16 protein-coding genes are annotated in these 17,522 nt (G+C 68.4%); 10 read left to right on the forward strand and 6 right to left on the reverse strand.

Annotated features, from left to right (window positions below; genetic code table 11):
* Window positions 1-26: 26 nt before the first annotated feature.
* Window positions 27-875 (reverse strand): pantoate--beta-alanine ligase, encoded by an 849-nt coding sequence (panC, locus tag B9N75_RS02490; protein WP_085217371.1) that lies wholly within the window; start codon window positions 873-875, stop codon window positions 27-29.
* Window positions 876-968: 93 nt separating this feature from the next.
* Between panC and B9N75_RS02495 the strand changes: the two genes are divergently transcribed.
* The 3 genes from B9N75_RS02495 to pgmG are packed head-to-tail and all read left to right on the forward strand — an operon-like array spanning window position 969 to window position 3,594.
* On the forward strand, window positions 969-1,775 hold the full coding sequence (locus tag B9N75_RS02495; RefSeq protein ID WP_085217372.1) for a division plane positioning ATPase MipZ: 807 nt from the start codon (window positions 969-971) through the stop codon (window positions 1,773-1,775).
* A 1-nt stretch (window position 1,776) separates the two neighbouring features.
* Window positions 1,777-2,193 carry a J domain-containing protein gene (locus B9N75_RS02500; protein WP_085217373.1) on the forward strand — a complete coding sequence of 139 codons (417 nt, stop codon included), beginning with the start codon at window positions 1,777-1,779 and terminating at the stop codon, window positions 2,191-2,193.
* A gap of 15 nt (window positions 2,194-2,208) precedes the next feature.
* Entirely contained in the window at window positions 2,209-3,594 is a 1,386-nt protein-coding gene (gene pgmG / locus B9N75_RS02505) for a phosphoglucomutase/phosphomannomutase PgmG (protein WP_085217374.1), read from the forward strand.
* 20 nt (window positions 3,595-3,614) lie between these two features.
* On the opposite strand, the gene B9N75_RS02510 is transcribed toward pgmG, so the two are convergent.
* Both B9N75_RS02510 and B9N75_RS02515 read right to left on the reverse strand, forming a co-directional pair.
* A complete protein-coding gene (locus tag B9N75_RS02510) occupies window positions 3,615-4,235 on the reverse strand; it encodes a hypothetical protein (protein ID WP_157123660.1) in 621 nt (206 codons plus the stop codon).
* Window positions 4,207-5,205, reverse strand: coding sequence for a ligase-associated DNA damage response exonuclease (locus B9N75_RS02515; RefSeq protein ID WP_085217376.1), 999 nt, complete (start codon window positions 5,203-5,205; stop codon window positions 4,207-4,209). The genes B9N75_RS02510 and B9N75_RS02515 overlap by 29 nt, the downstream gene beginning before the upstream one ends.
* A gap of 87 nt (window positions 5,206-5,292) precedes the next feature.
* Between B9N75_RS02515 and B9N75_RS02520 the strand changes: the two genes are divergently transcribed.
* The gene (locus B9N75_RS02520) at window positions 5,293-5,484 is read left to right on the forward strand and encodes a hypothetical protein (RefSeq protein ID WP_085217377.1); all 192 of its coding nucleotides are present in this window, start codon (window positions 5,293-5,295) and stop codon (window positions 5,482-5,484) included.
* Between the two features lie 27 nt (window positions 5,485-5,511).
* On the forward strand, window positions 5,512-7,920 hold the full coding sequence (locus B9N75_RS02525; RefSeq protein ID WP_085217378.1) for a ligase-associated DNA damage response DEXH box helicase: 2,409 nt from the start codon (window positions 5,512-5,514) through the stop codon (window positions 7,918-7,920).
* 3 nt (window positions 7,921-7,923) lie between these two features.
* Here the strand turns inward: B9N75_RS02525 and B9N75_RS02530 are convergent, their stop codons facing one another.
* From B9N75_RS02530 to B9N75_RS02540, 3 genes are all read right to left on the reverse strand, one after another.
* Complete coding sequence (locus B9N75_RS02530) at window positions 7,924-9,438, reverse strand: M20/M25/M40 family metallo-hydrolase (protein ID WP_085217379.1); 1,515 nt, start codon at window positions 9,436-9,438, stop codon at window positions 7,924-7,926.
* A gap of 77 nt (window positions 9,439-9,515) precedes the next feature.
* Entirely contained in the window at window positions 9,516-10,058 is a 543-nt protein-coding gene (locus tag B9N75_RS02535) for a SixA phosphatase family protein (protein WP_085217380.1), read from the reverse strand.
* A complete protein-coding gene (locus B9N75_RS02540) occupies window positions 10,055-12,778 on the reverse strand; it encodes an ATP-dependent DNA helicase (RefSeq protein WP_085217381.1) in 2,724 nt (907 codons plus the stop codon). Before B9N75_RS02540 ends, B9N75_RS02535 begins: the two co-directional genes overlap by 4 nt.
* Window positions 12,779-12,878: 100 nt before the next feature.
* Between B9N75_RS02540 and B9N75_RS02545 the strand changes: the two genes are divergently transcribed.
* The 5 genes from B9N75_RS02545 to B9N75_RS02565 all read left to right on the forward strand — a co-directional run bounded on the left by B9N75_RS02545 (window position 12,879) and on the right by B9N75_RS02565 (window position 17,520).
* Complete coding sequence (locus B9N75_RS02545) at window positions 12,879-14,465, forward strand: lysine--tRNA ligase (RefSeq protein ID WP_085217382.1); 1,587 nt, start codon at window positions 12,879-12,881, stop codon at window positions 14,463-14,465.
* Window positions 14,466-14,553: 88 nt separating this feature from the next.
* Window positions 14,554-15,237 (forward strand): tetratricopeptide repeat protein, encoded by a 684-nt coding sequence (locus B9N75_RS02550; RefSeq protein ID WP_085217383.1) that lies wholly within the window; start codon window positions 14,554-14,556, stop codon window positions 15,235-15,237.
* 79 nt (window positions 15,238-15,316) lie between these two features.
* Window positions 15,317-15,619: a hypothetical protein gene (locus B9N75_RS02555; RefSeq protein ID WP_085217384.1), complete on the forward strand. Its 303-nt coding sequence runs from the start codon at window positions 15,317-15,319 to the stop codon at window positions 15,617-15,619.
* A 143-nt stretch (window positions 15,620-15,762) separates the two neighbouring features.
* A complete protein-coding gene (locus tag B9N75_RS02560) occupies window positions 15,763-16,230 on the forward strand; it encodes a hypothetical protein (protein ID WP_157123661.1) in 468 nt (155 codons plus the stop codon).
* A 60-nt stretch (window positions 16,231-16,290) separates the two neighbouring features.
* Window positions 16,291-17,520: a TCR/Tet family MFS transporter gene (locus tag B9N75_RS02565; RefSeq protein WP_085217386.1), complete on the forward strand. Its 1,230-nt coding sequence runs from the start codon at window positions 16,291-16,293 to the stop codon at window positions 17,518-17,520.
* Window positions 17,521-17,522: the final 2 nt, after the last annotated feature.

The raw sequence follows: 17,522 nt of genomic DNA on the forward strand, positions 1-17,522 counted from the left end.
ATTGGTTAATGCGAAAAATACCGCGATCAGGACTGTGGCATCACCGCAACATTATCGATCAGCCGCGTCGTCCCCATCCGCGCGGCCGCGAGCAGCCGGGCGGGACGATCGAGCCTGTCCATCGCCGACAGCGTCGCGGCATCGGCGAGCGTGATATAGTCGATCGGCCCGAACCCCGCGTCCGTCAGCCGCTCGGTCGCCGCCGCCAAAGTCGCTGCCACTTCCGCCCCGCCCTCGATGGCGCGCGCCGCATCGCCCAGCGCGCGCGGCAGCGCCCGTGCGGCGCGGCGCTCGTCGGCGCTGAGATAGGCGTTGCGCGAGGAGAGCGCGAGGCCGTCGGCATCGCGCTGGGTCGGGACGCCGGAGATCTCCACCGGCAGATCGAGATCCGCGGCCATGCGGCGGATGACGGCGAGTTGCTGCCAGTCTTTCTCGCCGAACAGAGCGATGTCGGGTGCGACCTGGGTGAAGAGCTTGGCCACCACCGTCGCAACGCCGTCGAAATGGCCGGGTCGTGACGCGCCTTCCAGCGTCTCGCTGACGCCCGAGACCGACACGGTGGTCGCATTGCCCTGCGGGTACATGACGTCCACCGGCGGCGCCCAGAGCAGCGCACAGCCGCCCTCCTCCAGCATCCGCGCATCCGCCGCCTCGCGGCGCGGATAGGTCGAAAGATCCTCACTCGCGCCGAACTGCCGCGGGTTGACGAAGATCGATGCGACGACGTGGTCTGCGCGCGTCCGCGCTTCGGCGATCAGCGCCAGGTGGCCGGCGTGGAGCGCGCCCATCGTCGGCACCAGCGCCACCTTTCCGCCGGCCGCGCGGAGGCCTGCGACCGCCTCTCGCAGCGCCTTGATCTCACGGATGATTTGCACGCCCCTACGGCCTCCGATAAGGCTTTGCCCGACTGGTGCGGCGTCTCTAATGGGACGCCGTCGCCACGATCAAGAGGGGCATCGGGGATTCGCATGGCTGGCGCAACGCCGCATTTCATCGTGTTCGCCAATGAGAAGGGCGGAACCGGCAAATCGACGACGGCGGTGCACAGCGCCGTCGCGCTGGCGGCGGCCGGGCGGCGAGTCGCCGCGATCGACCTCGACACGCGCCAGCGCACGCTCGGCCGCTATCTCGACAATCGCGCGGCGACGATCCGCCGCATCGACATCGCGCTGCCGATGCCCGCGTTCACGACCTTCGATCCCGCCAAAGACGACGATCTCGACGCCCAACTCGACGCGCTCGCCGCCGATGCCGACGTGGTGGTGGTCGATACGCCGGGCCGCGACGACCCCTATGCGCGCCAGGCGATGCTGCGCGCCGATACGCTGGTCACGCCGATCAACGACAGTTTCGTCGATCTCGACCTGATCGGCGAGGTCGATCCCGAGACCTATCGCGTCCGCCGCCCGAGCTTCTATTCGGAGCTGGTGTGGAACAGCCGCACGCAGCGCGCCAAGACGACCGGCGCGACGGTGGATTGGGTGCTGCTGCGCAACCGCCTTCAGCACATCGAGGCGCGCAACATGCGCCGCGTCGCCGAAGCGCTGGGCGATCTTTCCAAGCGCGTCGGCTTTCGCGTCATTCCGGGCCTCGGCGAGCGCGTGATCTACCGCGAACTCTTCCCCAAGGGCCTCACCCTGCTCGATCTCCAGCAGATCGGCGAAGTGGGTCTCAGCCACATCGCCGCGCGGCAGGAATTGCGCGAGATGATCGCCGGCTTCGGCCTGCCCGAGGCGCAAGCCGAAGCGCCGCGCCGCGCGGCGATGGCGGGCTGAGATGCTGCCGCTGCTCCTCGTCATCGGCGGGGCGATGATCTGGGCGTGGGCGACCGGACGGCTGCGCAACTATACCTACGAAGACGGCATCGCGCTGGCGCTGTTCCTGCTCGGCGTGCGGCTGTTCACCACCGGACGCCTAGTGATGGGCGCGGCGCTGATGGCCGGGACATTGCTGTGGGGCGCCTATCGCCACAACCAGCACCGCGTCCGTCCATCCATGCCGGTAGAGGATGCGCGCGCCCTGCTCGGCGTCGGCCCCGAGGCGTCGCTTGCCGATATCCGCGCCGCGCACCGCCGCCTCATCGCGCGGCTCCACCCCGACGCCGGCGGATCGAGCGAGCTTGCCAACCGCGTCAACGTCGCGCGCGATATTCTCGTCGCAGATCTTTCGCGGCGCACCCCTTCCGCTTCCTGATCGTTACCCGAGGCCATGACCCATAATTTCCACCCCACATCGCTGCGCGAATATGACATCCGCGGCATCGTCGGCGAGACCCTCGGCGAGGACGATGCCTATGCCATCGGCCGCGGCTTCGCGACGCTGGTCCGGCGCGGCGGCGGCACCCGCGTCGCGGTCGGCCGCGACGGACGCGACAGCTCCGAGCGGCTGGAGGACGCACTCGTCCGCGGACTGACCGAAAGTGGCGTCGATGCGGTCCGCGTCGGTCTCGGCCCGACGCCGATGCTTTATTATGCCGCCGCGGTGCTCGAGGTCGATGGCGGGGTGATGATTACCGGCAGCCACAATCCGGCCAATTACAACGGCTTCAAGATGGTGCTGCAGGGCCGGCCCTTCTTCGGCGCCGACATCCAGCAGATGGGCGTGATGGCTGCCGAAGGCGACTGGCTCGACGGCCATGTCGGCAAGGTCAGCGATCACCACATCATCGACGATTATGTCGCGCGGCTGGTCGAAGGGTTCGATGGGGGCGCGTTCCGTATCGGCTGGGACGCGGGCAACGGCGCCGCCGGCCCGGCGCTCGAAAAGCTGGTGAAGCTGCTGCCCGGCGAGCATCACACGATCTACACCGAGGTAGACAGCCGCTTCCCCAACCACCATCCCGATCCGACCGAGGAAAAGAACCTCGCCGACCTGAAGGCGCTCGTCGTCGACCGCGGCCTCGATTTCGGTATCGCTTTCGACGGCGACGGTGATCGGATCGGCGCGGTGGACGGCCAGGGCCGCGTCATCTGGGGCGACCAACTCCTTTCGATCCTTGCCGAGCCGGTGCTCGCGGACCAGCCCGGCGCGACGATCATCGCCGACGTGAAGGCGAGCCAGGCTCTGTACGACCGCATCGCCGAGCTCGGCGGCGAACCCCTGATGTGGAAGACCGGGCACAGCCTGATCAAATCGAAGATGAAGGAAACCGGCGCGCCGCTCGCCGGCGAAATGTCGGGCCACATCTTCTTCGCGCATGATTATTATGGCTTCGACGACGCGCTTTATGCCGCCGTTCGCCTGATCCGCGCAGTGAGCGCGCTCGGCGGGTCGCTGACCGCGCTGCGCGATGCGATGCCGGCGATGGTCAACACGCCCGAGATGCGCTTCCAGGTCGACGAAAGCCGCAAGTTCCCAGTGGTCGAAGAAGTGCTGGCGCGGCTGGAAAGCGCAGGCGCGGACGTCGACCGCACCGACGGCGCCCGCGTCAACACCGGAGACGGCTGGTGGCTACTGCGCGCATCGAACACCCAGGACGTTTTGGTCGCGCGCGCCGAAGCCAGGGACGAAGCGGGCTTGGCACGTCTCGTCGCACAGATCGACGATCAGCTTGCGCAGTCGGGGCTCGAGCGGGGGCCGCAAGCGGGGCACTGAGCCCCGTCCCGCGAGGACCGCTAGCGCGTCGGCTTTGCGATGCAGGCCGGGCGCGGCTCCTGACCCGCGATCGCGCGAGCCTGCTCGTTCTGCTGCGGTCCCGGCGGCACCTTGCCGATCACGCAGGGCGGTTCGGCCGCGCTGTCGATGGCGAGAAGATAGGAGGTCGGCGTCCGGCCTTCGGGCGATTCATAGACTTCGTAGCGGACGATCAGCCGGTCCGTGCCGATCCACTCCACCGTCTTCCCGAGCGTGCTGAACGCGCCACCGGCGATCGTCGAGGGTAGCTGCATCTGCCGCTTCGCCCCGCCGGGTCCAACCAGCGCGAGATCCTCGCGCGCGTCCGCTTCGATCACCTCGAGCTTCCAATCGCCGCGGCCGGGACATTCGAACCGGACGTAGCCGCCCTCTTCGCGATTCACTTCGATCTGCTTGCAATTCGTACGGTCGAGGCTGGTGAAGACCGGCTCAGGCACCGGCAGCGGCACCGGCGTGGCATCGGCGAGTGGAGATGCTGTCGCGACCGGCGAAGGCGTCGCCGGCGCTGCCGGCTGCTCCTCAGCCTTGCCGCAGGCGGCGAGCATCGCGAACGCCGCGAAGCTCCAGCGCGGATCAATCGTCTTCATCTTCATAGCCGACAAGATTCAACTCCTTGGCCTTGATCTGATGCAGCGCGCACCAGTGGATCAGCGCATCCTCGCGCCCGTGCGTCACCCAAACCTCGCGCGGGGCGAGCTCGCGGATCGTGCAGGTCAGCTCGTCCCAATCCGCATGGTCGGAGAGGATCAGCGGCAGCTCGACGTTGCGCTGGCGCGCGCGCTGGCGGACGCGCATCCAGCCCGAGGCCATCGCAGTGATCGGATCGGGCAGCCGCCGCGACCAGCGATCGTTGAGCGCGCCCGGCGGGCTCAGCACGATATGCCCCTTGAGCGCGTCCTTCGAAACCCCCGTCGCCGGGCGCAGTTCGCCGAGATCGATGCCGTGGCTCTGGTAGAGCGCACACAGCCGCTCCAGCGCGCCATGAATGTAGATCGGATCGGAATGTCCGCGCCCGCGCAGCTCCGCGATCACCCGCTGCGCCTTGCCAAGCGCATAGGCGCCGACCAGCACGCAGCGATCGGGATTGGCGTGGAGCCGCGCGAGCAGGCGGTCCATCTCAGCGCCGGTATCGGGATGCCGGAAGACGGGAAGACCGAAGGTTGCCTCTGTAATGAAGATGTCGCACGGCACGGGCTCGAACGGCGCGCAGGTCGGATCCGGCCGGCGCTTGTAATCGCCCGACACCACCACCCGCTCGCCGCCATATTCCAGCACGATCTGCGCCGAGCCAAGGACGTGGCCCGCAGGCACGAAGCGTATATCGACCTCGCCGAGCCGGACGCTGCCTCCATAGGGCACAGGCTCGCCAGTCTGCGCACCATAGCGACAATCCATGATCGCAAGCGTTTCCGGAGTCGCCCAGACACGACCGTGGCCGCCGCGCGCATGATCGGCGTGGCCGTGGGTCACCAGCGCCCGCGCCTTCGGCTCGCTCGGGTCGATCCAGACGTCGGCAGGCTTGACGTAAATGCCGCGCGGATGCGGCGCGATCCAGGAACCGAGGCGGGGCATAGCCCCTCTGAACGCACGACGCGCCCGAAAGCGCCGACGCAACCGTGCGACCCTTCGATACGTTGGGCGGCACGAAGGAGAAGCGACATGGATTCAGGCGGCGCAGGCTGGACACTGATGACGATCATCGGGCCGATCCTGCTCATCGCGGTGATCGCCTGGGCGGCGCTCCGCAACCGATCTTCCCGGGCGAGCGACGACGAGACCGAGCGCGCCACCCGCGATCTCTATCGCGAGGAGGACAAGGCGCATCGCGGCGAGGACGACGACGTTCCCTAAGCCCAGTTCCACCCCTACATACGCCGCATGAGCCTCCCGCCCGTCATTGCCGAATGGTTCGCGGGGAAAGGCTGGGCGCCGCGGCCGCATCAGACGGCGATGCTAGCTGCTGCTCAGGCGGGGCAATCGGCGCTGCTGATCGCCCCCACCGGCGCCGGCAAGACGCTCGCCGGCTTCATCGCGACGCTCGCCGAACTCGTCGCGCATCCGACCGACCGGCTGCACACGCTCTACATTTCGCCGCTGAAGGCTTTGGCGGTGGATGTGCAGCGTAACCTGCTCAACCCGCTTGCTGAGATGGACCTGCCGATCCGGGTAGAGACGCGCACCGGCGACACCCCCGCCGACCGCAAGGCGCGGCAGCGCGTCCGCCCGCCCCAGATTCTGCTGACCACACCCGAATCGCTCAGCCTGCTGCTCAGCCATGAGGATAGCGCGACCCTGTTCGCCGGGCTGAAGGCGGTCGTCATCGACGAGATCCACGCCTTTGCGACCGGCAAGCGCGGAGATCTGCTCAGCCTCTCGCTTTCGCGGCTGGAGAAGCTCGCGCCCGGCTATCGCCGCGTCGCGCTCTCTGCCACCGTTGCCGATCCCGAAGCCTATCAGGGCTGGCTCGCGCCGCATGGCGACATCGGCGCGGTTGCGCTGGTTCAAGGCGATCCCGGCGCTGCGGCCGACATTCGCATCATGCTGCCGGACGAGGACCGCGTGCCCTGGTCCGGGCATTCGGGGCGCTGGGCGGCGGCGCACGTCATGCGGCAGATCGAGGCGCACCGCACCACGCTGGTCTTCTGCAACACGCGCAGCCTCGCCGAGCTGATCTTCCAGGATCTGTGGGCCGAGAATGACGCCAACCTGCCGATCGGCGTCCATCACGGATCGCTCTCGCTGGAAGCGCGGCGGAAGGTCGAGGCGGCGATGGCGGACGGCCGGTTGCGCGGTCTCGTCTGCACCGCCAGCCTCGATCTCGGCGTCGACTGGGGCGATGTCGATCTCGTCGTGCAGATGGGCGCGCCCAAGGGCTCGTCGCGGCTGCTCCAGCGCATCGGCCGCGCCAACCACCGGCTCGACGAGCCGAGCCAAGGCATCCTCGTCCCCGGCAACCGCTTCGAATATCTGGAGGCGCGCGCCGCGCTCGACGCGATCGGCGAGAAGGAGCTTGATCCCGACATCTTCCGTCCCGGCGCGCTCGACGTTCTCGCGCAGCATGTCATGGCCGTCGCCTGCGCCGGGCCGTTCGACGAGGCGGCGCTGCTCGACGAAGTGCGGAGCGCGGCCCCTTATGCGGGGCTGACCGCCGAGCTGTTCTCCGCCGTGCTGGGCTATATCGAGAGCGGCGGCTATGCGCTGCGCGCATATGACCGGTTCAAGCGGCTGACCAAGGGGCCGGACGGGCTGTGGCGGGTCAGCCACCCGCGCTTCATCCAGCAGCATCGCATGAATGCCGGCATCATCGTCGACGCGCCGCTGCTCGACGTGCGCTTCCGCAACGGCCGCAAGCTCGGCACCGTCGAGGAATATTTCGCCTCGACGCTGTCGGTCGGTGACACTTTTTTCTTCTCGGGCCTGAGTCTGGAGGTGGAGCGGATCGACGGCACCGATCTCTTCGTTCGCGCGACCACCCGCCCGGCGCGGGTCCCTACCTATGTCGGCGCGCGCATGGCGATGACCACCAACCTCGCCGATCGCGTTCGGCACTTCCTCAACGAACGGGAGCAGTGGCCGCGCTTTCCCGACGACGTGCGCGAGTGGCTGGAGATGCAGGACCGCCGCTCTACCCTGCCCCGCCCGGACGAGCTGCTGATCGAAACCTTCCCGCTCGAAGGCCGGCACAATATGGTGATTTACAGCTTCGAAGGCTGGAACGCGCACCAGTCGCTCGGCATGCTGCTCACCCGGCGGATGGAAAGCGCGGGCCTGAAGCCCACCGGCTTTGTCGCGAACGATTATGCGCTCGCCTGCTACGGGCTGGAGCCGATCGCCGATCCCGCCGCGCTACTCTCTCCCGACATCCTCGAACATGAATTCGTCGAATGGGTACAGCAGTCGCACCTATTGAAGCGCGCCTTCCGCGAGGTGGCGGTGATCGGCGGCCTCGTCGAGCGCAACCATCCGGGCAAGCGGAAGACAGGAAAGCAGGTCACCTTCTCGACCGACCTCATCTACGACGTGCTGCGCCGCTACGAGCCCGATCACCTGCTGCTGAAGGCGGCGTGGGAGGATGCGCGGACGCGGATGACCGACGTGGGCCGCCTCGCCCGCCTGCTCGACCGCGCGGCAGAGACGATGGTCCACGTCGATCTGCCGCGCATCTCGCCGATGGCCGTTCCCGTCCTCGTCATCATCGGCCGCGAACGCGTCGCCGAAGGCACCGCGGACGACGCGCTCCTCATCGAAGCGGAAGCGCTGGCGGAACTGGCAATGCGGGAAGATTAATCCCTATTTCGCCGCCGCCATTTCGTAGAGAAAATCGACATAGGCCATCGTCGCGTCGTCGAGACCCGCGACCTTGGGATTGCTGCTTTCGATGACGAAATATTCGTCGGGGGCATGCGCGCCGCCGCCGTGGCCGATGCCGAATTGCGCAGCGGGGAGCTTGAGCGGCGGGCCGGTGAAGACGACGCCCGGCCACGAGCCGGCCGAGCGTGGCACCAGCGAATAAGTGATGCCGGCGCGTTCCAGCACCGCTTTTTCGGCGCGGACGAGCGCGCTTTCCTCGGGCGTCTCGGTCGGGCCGTAACCGCCCGAAACGTTGACCTCGATATCCGGGAAGCCGGCCTTGACGAGATGTGCCTTCAGTTTCGTCACCGCCTCGTCCTTCGTCATGTCGGGGACGAGACGGAGATCGATCTTTGCCTCGGCGCGGCCGGGCAGCACGGTCTTGCCGCCGGGGCCGGTGTAGCCCGACACCAAGCCCTGGATGTTGATCGTCGGCTGCGAGGCGAGCCGTTCCAAGCTGGTTTGGAAATCCTCGTCGCCGATCCAGCGCTCGACCCCCATCAGCCGCTTGAGGTCCGCCTCGTTCGACTGTCGCGCGCCTTCCGCGATCAGCGCCTTTTGGCGGGCGGAGAGCGGCTGGACATGCTCGAACCAGCCTTCGACCGCGGGCGTATGACCGTCCTTTGCGATCAGCGTGTCGAGCGCCTGCACCAGCCGCCAGGCAGGGCTGTCCACGCGCGCCATGTTGCTGGAGTGGATGTCCTTCTTCGGCCCCCGCCCCCATTTCTCACCGCTCGAGATGAGCTGGAGTTCAACCGCACCCTTGGCGCCCAGCGTCAGCGTGACGTTGCCGTTCGGCCCCTGGCTCGCGGAGGGAATGATGACGCCCTCGCACTTCTTCATCGCCGCCAGCACTTCGGGATCGGCGATCACCTGATGGAAATGCGGCGAGGCGATTTCCTCCTCGCCCTCGCAGACCAATGCGATGTTGACGGGCAGCTTTCGCCCCGCTGCGCGGATCGCATGCAGCGCACCGAGGAAGGCGGCTTCCGGCCCCTTCTGGTTCACTGCGCCGCGCCCCATGATCGCCTTGCCCTCGGGCCGGTCGACGATCCGCGCCTCCAGCGGCGGCGACGACCATTCGGCGGAATCGAACTGCTTAACGTCATACATGAAATAGATGCCGATCCAGCGCTTGGCGCCCGCGTCCAAGGTCGCGAACACGCCCGGTACGCCGTCGGTCTTGACGATCCGCGCCTTCTGGAAGCCCGCGTCCTTGGCGAGGCCGACCATATATTCGGCGCCGGTATCGACGTTGAGGCCTTCCGCCGCGATCGTCGGGTGCTTGATCCAGTCCTGGATGCGCTTGACCGTCGCATCATGCCCGGCCGCCACGGCCTTGCGGATCGCGTCCATGTCGCCGCGCTGCGCGAGCGCCGCGCCCGGCGTCAGCAGCACGGCCGATGCGGCGGCGCCGGCAAGAATGGAACGGCGGTCGGTGGCGAAATCGGTCATGCGGCAGGCCCCTCTTTGTCCGCGGCAAATAAGGACCAAAGCGGCGGGCACGTCCACCCCCGGCGGACGCGAGGCGTTTAGTCGCCGTCGGGGCCGAGCGCGGCATCCAGATCGCGCGGGCGGAGGAAGCGGCGGAGCGTGCCCTTCCCCTCCGCCGCATCGCGCCAGCGATCGACCGGGAGATGGATCTCGGCGAGCGTGCCGGTGGGATATTTCTCCAGCACCGCCGCGCGCAATTCGCCGCCGTCCTCCTCGGACGTCAGGTGCAGCGTCAGCAGCTCAAGCCCCGGATTGTGGCCGACGATGAGCAGCGTATCGACCGCATCGTCGGTCGCCTGGACGATTTCCAGCAGCACTTCGGGCGCGGCGAGATAGGCGCGGCGATCCCAAACCGGATCGAAGGCGGTGCCATAGCCCTCGCCCGCGCCCTCCAGCGTTTCGGTCACCCGCGCGGCAGGCGACGCGACGACGAGATCGAAGCCGAGCGCGGCATCGCGCATCGCCCGGCCCATAGCGCGCGCGGCGCGGCGGCCCTTCTCGTTGAGCGGCCTGTCGAAATCCGGGCTGCCGCGCTCGCCCCATCCGGCCTTTGCGTGGCGCAGCAGAGTGAGTGTCTTCATGCCGTTCCTTCGCGGGCCGCAGCGTCCGCGCCGTGATGCCGCAAAGCGGCGGCGGTGGAAAGGCCGCGCACCGCCGCCACCGCATCCGACAGCGCGACGCGCCGGATCGGGACACCCGCCGGAAAGGCATTGAGCAACCGTGACGGCGTAGCGGCCGAGAGGAGCACGAACTTGCCGCTGTCCCCTTGGCGCCGGATGAGGCGGCCGAACGCCTGCGCGAGCCGGGCGCGCACGACGCGATCGTCGTGCCGCGTGCCGCCCCCCGCCACCCGCCGCGCGGCGTGGAGCACTGTGGGGCGCGGCCAAGGCACGCCTTCCATCACCACCAGCCGCAGCGACCGGCCCGGCACGTCGACGCCATCGCGCAGCGCGTCGGTGCCGAGCAGCGAGGCGTGCGGATCGTCGCGGAAGATATCGACCAGCGTGCCCGTATCCATCGGATCGACATGCTGCGCGTAGAGCGGAAGCCCGGCTCGGGCGAGCCGGTCGGCGATGCGGGCATGGACCGCCTTCAACCGCTGGATCGCGGTGAAGAGGCCGAGCGTGCCGCCCTCCGCCGCCTCGATAAGCCGCGCATAGGCGCCTGCAAGGCTGGCGATGTCGCCGCGCTTGATGTCGGTGACGATCAGCACTTCGCTCGCATTGGCATAATCGAACGGGCTTTCCGCCTCGAAATGCGCGGCCTGCTGCGGCAGGTGCATCGCGCCGGTGCGCGCCTCGGCGGCGGGCCAATCCTCGCACCCGCGCAGCGTCGCCGAGGTCACCAGCACGCCGTGCGCGGGCTTGAGCACCGCTTCGGCGAGCGGGCGCGTCGGATCGAGCCAGCGGCGGTGGAGGCCGATGTCGAACTCGCGCCCGTCGATGCGGTCGACCGCCAGCCAGTCGACGAAATCGGGATCGGCCGGCCCGCCGATCCGCGCGGCGAGCGCGATCCAGGCGGCGATCGTCTGCGTGCGCCAGGAAAGCCCGCCGATCGCGCCTTCCACCCGCGCCCGCGCCTGCCCGTCGAGCCAGTCCGGCGCATCTTCCAGCACCGCCTCCAGTCGCCGCCCGAGCGCGACGAGCGGGCGCAGCAGCAGCTCCAGCGCCTCGACCGCGGGCGCCGCCGCATCAACGATCGCGCCGTCGAGCTCGGCCATTTCGGTCTCGAGGCCGTAGCCCGCATCCTGCGCCGTAGCGCGCGCATAGACCGCGCCGCGCACCGCCGCGAGAAGCGCCTCCAACGGACCATAGGGCGAACCCTCGCCGATCCGCCGCAGCCAATCGTCGCCGGGCAGCAGCCGCGCCGCCTCAACCGCCGCGTCAAGCGCCGCCGCGCCCGCTTCGTCATAGGAAGCGACGTCCATCAGCCGTGCGGAGAGACCCCGCCGTCGGCCGCGCGACTTGCCCTCGGGCCCGACGATCCAGCGCCGAAGCTCGATCGTCTCCTGCCCGGTCAGCGCCGCGGCGAAGGTGGAATCGGCGGCGTCGAACAGGTGATGCCCCTCGTCGAACACGATCCGCGCGGGCGCCTGCCCGGCCTCCCGCCCGCGCGCGGTGTTGACCATCACCAGCGCATGATTGGCGATCACGAGATCGGCGCCCTGGCTCGCGCGGCTCGCGCGCTCGATGAAGCAGCGGCGATAATGCGGGCAGCCGGCATAAACGCATTCGCCGCGCCGATCGGTGAGCGCGGTTGCGCCCGCGCGGCGGAACAAGGTGGGCAACCAGCCGGGGAGATCGCCGCCTACCATATCGCCGTCGCGCGTGTAGGCGGCCCAGCGTGCGGCGAGCTGCGCGAGGATCGCGGCGCGGCCCGCGAACCCGCCCTGCAGCGCATCCTCGAGGTTGAGCAGGCAGAGATAATTCTCGCGCCCCTTGCGGACGACCACCTTCTGCCGCCGGTCGGCCGCATCGGGGTAGATACGCTGCGTCTCGCGATCGAGCTGGCGCTGCAGCGCCTTGGTGTAGGTCGAAATCCACACCGCCCCGTCCGCCTCGCGCGCCCAAAGGGACGCGGGCGCCAGATAGCCCAATGTCTTGCCGATCCCGGTGCCCGCCTCGGCAAGCAGCATCTCGGGCGCGCCGTCCGCGCGGCGCGGCGCGAAGGCACGGGTCGCCGCGGCGGCATAGGCACGCTGACCCTCGCGCATCTCCGCGCCGCCGCCAGCCAGCTCCGCAAGCCGGTCGATCGCGGCCTCCTCAGCGATGCGGACCGGGCGTGGCTGCGAGCGCGGCGGTGCCTCCTCCCATTCGGGCAGGCGCGAGAACAGCCAGCGCTCGTCGCGCTCGGGCCGCTGGAGCCGGTCGGCGATCAGCGGCGCCCACGGCCAGCGCAGCCGGTACAGCGCCTGCGCCGAGGCCCATGCGCCTTCGCGCTCTGGCCAGTTGGTCTCCAGCACGCCGAGCAGTGTCTCGGCCGCGATGCGAAGGAAGGGCGCGGCAGCGGCATCGTCCGCCGGCGGTTCTAGCTCCAGCGCATCGGCGATGCCCTTGGGCGTCGGCACGGCGAACCGCGCCGGATGGACGAACGCGAACAGCTCAAGGAGATCGAGGCCCGAAAGCTCGGGATAGCCGAGCCGCTGACCGACCAGCGGTGCGTTGAGGAGGATCACCGGCGTCTCCGCCGCCCGCGCGATCGCCGCCCCGCGCCCGATGCCGGCAACGCTACCGTCCGCATCGGCGATCCAGATGCCGCCGTGGGTCGCGTGGAGGGCGGGATGTGGAAGAGCTCGGTTCATCGGGGCGCACTCAGGCGGCAGAAATCGCTGGGCATCGGGCGGCGCGGCGTTATCTGCATGGGCCACGCTATACAGATTCAACCCGGACGAACCAGAACAAATGAACAACACGGAAGCTCTCCGCGAAGCCGCGCGCGTCTCCAAGGCCTGGCCTTACGAGGAGGCGCGCAAGCTGCTGAAGCGCTTCCCGGAGGGGCCGCCCGAGGGCCGCGCGATCGTCTTCGAAACGGGCTACGGCCCGTCTGGCCTGCCGCACCTTGGCACCTTTCAGGAAGTTGCGCGTACGCTCTGGGTGAAGCAGGCACTCGCCGAGCTGGCCGACTGGCCGTCGCGGCTCATCGCCTTTTCGGACGACATGGACGGCATGCGCAAGGTGCCGCCGAACATGCCCAACCACGATCTCCTCCAGCACAATATCGACAAGCCGCTGTCGGTCGTCCCTGACCCTTACGGTTGTCACGAAAGCTATGCGGCGCACAACAACGGGCTGCTGCGGCAATTCCTCGACCGGTTCGGCTTCGAATATGAGTTTCTCGCCTCATCCGATTGCTACGGATCGGGCCGGTTCGACGACACGCTGCGCCGGGTGCTGCGTCACTATGACGACATCATGGGCGTGATGCTGCCGACGCTGGGCGAAGAGCGGCGCAAAACCTATTCGCCGGTGCTGCCGATCAGTCCGGCCAGCGGCAAGGTGCTGCAGGTGCCGGTCGAAGTGATCGACGCCGATGCGGGCACGATCCGCTACGTCGAGCCGGAGACCGGCGAGACGGTCGAGCAGTCGATCCTTTCCGGGGGCGCCAAGCTGCAATGGAAGGTCGATTGGGCGATGCGCTGGGTTGCGCTCGGCGTGGATTACGAAATGGCGGGCAAGGATCTGATCGATTCCGTCGCGCTGAGCGGCAAGATCGCGCGCATCCTAGGCGCCCGTCCGCCCGAGGGGTTCAATTACGAGATGTTCCTCGACGAGGACGGGCAGAAGATCTCCAAGTCCAAGGGCAATGGCCTCACCATCGACGAGTGGCTGCGTTACGCGCCCGAGGAGAGCCTGAGCTTCTATCTCTATCGCGAGCCCAAGAAGGCGAAGCAGCTTTCCTTCGGGATCATCCCCAAGGCAGTCGACGAGTATCACCAGTTCCTCGGCAATTATCCGGATCAGGAAGTCGACAAGAGGCTCGGCAATCCGGTGCACCACATCCACGACGGCGATCCGCCGCAATCGCGGATGCCGATCACCTTCGCGCTGCTGCTCAACCTCGTTTCGGTCGCCTCGACCGACGACAAGGATCTGATTTGGGGCTTTGTGAAGCGCCATGCGCCCGACGCCTCGCCCGAAACGCATCCCGAGCTGGACGCGCTGATCGGCTTCGCGCTCACCTATTTCCGCGACTTCATCGCCGACAGCCTGTTCCACCGCGCGCCCGACGCGAACGAGGCTGAGGCGCTGCGCCGGCTCGACGCAAAGCTGGTCGAGCTCGGCGAGGACGCGAGCGCCGAGGCGATCCAGGACGAAGTCTATGAGATCGGCAAGACCGGCGGGTTCGAGAGCCTGCGCGACTGGTTCAAAGCGCTCTACGAGACTTTGCTCGGCACCAGCCAGGGGCCGCGGATGGGAACGTTCATCGCAATGTATGGCGTTGCCGACACGCGCAAGCTGATCGCCGAAGCGCTCGCCAAGGCAGAATAGCGCCCCCTTGCGCAACCATATCCTTTGTTGTTGATTTCGCTCCCGAGCGCCGCCGGCAGGGCGGCGACCTAAGGGAGGATCAGTGGGCATGCGTATCTATGCCGCCGCCGTTGCGGCCTGTATCGCCGTTTGTGCGACCCCCGCGGTGGCGCAAAGCCCGCGCGAACTGTTGGCGAGCGCCGCCTTCACCGCGCGGGACAAGGCGACCGCGCTGGCACGGATCGAGGCCGCGCTCGATGCCGCCGAAGACATCCTCAAGCGCGATCCCGATAATCACGAGGCGCTGCTGCAGCGTGCGGTGGGCATCGGCTATCGCGGCAAGCTGAAGCGCAACCGCCACGACGTGCAGGCTGCGCGCAAGGGCTTCGAGGCGCTGGTCAAAGCCAATCCGCGCGATGCCGAGGCGCAGCTCGCGCTCGCCGGCTGGCATCTCGGCGCGATCATAGAGCTGGGGCCGATCGTCGCGCGCACGGTCCTCGGCGCGCGCAAGGCCCAGGGCATGCAGGCGCTCGATCGCGCCGTCGCGCTGGCCGGCGGCCGTGCCTTCATCCCGGCCTATGCCAGCCTGACCCGCATCCAGCTCGATCCCGCCGCCGTCGCCCCGGCGCGCAGCCTCGCCGAGGCCGCGGTCGAAAGCCGCGTCGCCAATCCGGTCGATCGGGTGATGCAGCGCAACGCCGCCACCCTCCTCGCGTTGCTCAAGGGCGGCAACGGCAAGGCCGCCGCGGCGCAGGCCGAGAGGCTGATGCCCTTCGGCCGGTTCGACAGCTAGCGGCGCGCCGCAGCCATTGGTTAACGTCTTGTTTGGAGTTGGGACCTAACCCGGATCATATCCAGGGGACGATTTTCCGATGCAAGACCGCAACCAGGCGGACATCTACGTCAGCATTTATCAGGCGATGAACCTCGCCGCGGACGAGCCGACTCTGCCGCGCGGCGCGCATGGGGCACTGGCCCGTGGCATCGACCGCCTCCGCGCCGAAGACGCCACCCCGCGCATGATCGGCCAGGCCGAAGCCGCCTATGTCGCCATCCACCGCCTGGAATGGGCGCTGATGACCGGCGATGATCGTGCCGCGACTTGCGCCCGCAGCGCATTGTCCGACATGGCCGGCGCCTGGCTTGCCGACGCGCCGGTGTCGCGCTTCTCCTGATCCTCTTGCCGACGCCGCCGCACGGCTTGTCCGGCGGCGTGCAATTCCGTCGCCCGATCCGCGACTATCGTCGCACTCCGCTCCCGCACCTTCCGCGATTCGGCGATTGGCGGCAGGTCCCCGCGAATCGCGAACGGAATTTCATGGTACATCGGGTTATCGACGGCACGATCCAAGTGGCGACGCTGAAGCGCGAGACGCGGCGCCGCTGCCAGTTTCAGGACGTCACCTTGCTCAGCCTCGACGGGCTCGAGGTCAAGTTCCGCAAGCTGACCGTGCCCGCGGCGCTCGCCGGCGCGATCGCGCCTGGTACCAGCGGCCGCTTCTATCTCCACGGGCTCGGCGCGCGGCCGAGCGTCCACGGCGTGCGCACCCACGACGGGCAGACCGGCTTCGGCTTCTCGCGCGGGGCTGAATGGGCGATGCTCATCGCCGGTGCGGTCGCGATGATCGCCGCCGCGGTCGCGCTGATGGTCCGCAACGACTGGTGCCTCGGGCTCGCCCTCCATGTCGCCGTGCTCGCCACCATCGCCACCCTGCTGTTCCGCCGCAGCCGCATCGTCGCCGACCGCACCTTCCGCGCCGATCTCGCTCAGCCCGCACGAGGCTGAGCCGCCTCCAAATCCATTTCGCTTGACGACCGCCCCGGCCGGCCCCACGGGCCCCCCGCCATGATGGTACGAAAGTCATTCCGGCCGGCGATCGCCTTCATCCTCATCACCGCCATGCTCGACGTGATGGCGATGGGTCTCGTCATCCCCGTCCTGCCGATCCTGATCGAGCAGTTCACCGGATCGAATGCAGCGGCGGGCTTCTGGAACGGCCTGTTCGTCGCCTTGTGGGCGGGGATGCAGTTCATCTTCTCGCCGATCATCGGCTCGATCTCGGACCGCTACGGGCGGCGGCCGACGATCCTCATTTCGACTGCGGGCCTCGCCGCCGACTGGGCACTGATGGCGGTGGCTCCCAACCTCTGGTGGCTGGCGCTGGGGCGGATCGTGGGTGGCATAACGTCGTCCAGCTTCACCACCGTCTATGCCTATATGGCGGACATCACCCCGCCTGAAGGCCGCGCCCGCGCTTATGGCCTGATCGGCGCAGCGTTCAGCGCCGGCTTCGTCGCAGGACCGCTGCTTGGCGGCGTGCTCGGCGAGTTCGGCCCGCGCGTGCCCTTCTGGGCGGCGGCCGGACTGTCCGCGATCGCGTTCTTCTACGGGCTGGTGGTGCTCCCGGAATCACTGCCGCCCGAAAAGCGTATGGCCTTCTCATGGCGGCGCGCCAATCCGTTCGGCGCGATGAAGCTTCTCGGTTCGCACCCCGAGCTTGGCGGCCTCGCGGTGGTAAACTTCCTGCTCTATTTCGCGCATCACGTCTTCTCAGCGGTGTTCGTCCTCTACGCTGCTTATCGCTACGGCTGGGGTCCGCTCGAGGTCGGCGTGCTCCTCGGGCTGGTCGGCGGCCTCGACATGATCGTCCAGGGCCTGCTCGTCGGCCCGGTGGTGAAACGGTGGGGCGATCGACGGACAATGGTATTCGGCCTGCTCGCCGGATCGTTCGGCATCGCCTGCATGGGCCTCGCCCCCAATGGCTGGCTGTTCACGCTCGCGATGCTGCCCAACGCGCTGTGGGGCCTCGCCATGCCGACGCTGCAATCGCTGATGACGCGGCGCGTGTCGGAGAGCGAGCAAGGCCAGCTCCAGGGCGCGAACATGAGCGTCGCCAGCATCGCCGGCGTTGCATCGCCGCTGTTCTTTGGCTGGGTCTACCAAGTCAGCGTGACGACCCACGCGGGCCTCAGCTTCCTCATCGCCGCGGCGGTGCTCCTCGCGGGCGGGCTGATCGGCGCGGCGGTGGCGCGTAGGGCCGCCGGCGCGGAAAGAGCCGCCGCGCCTCCGACCTGACT

This window comes from Allosphingosinicella indica, assembly GCF_900177405.1.
Taxonomy (GTDB): Bacteria; Pseudomonadota; Alphaproteobacteria; order Sphingomonadales; family Sphingomonadaceae; genus Allosphingosinicella; species Allosphingosinicella indica.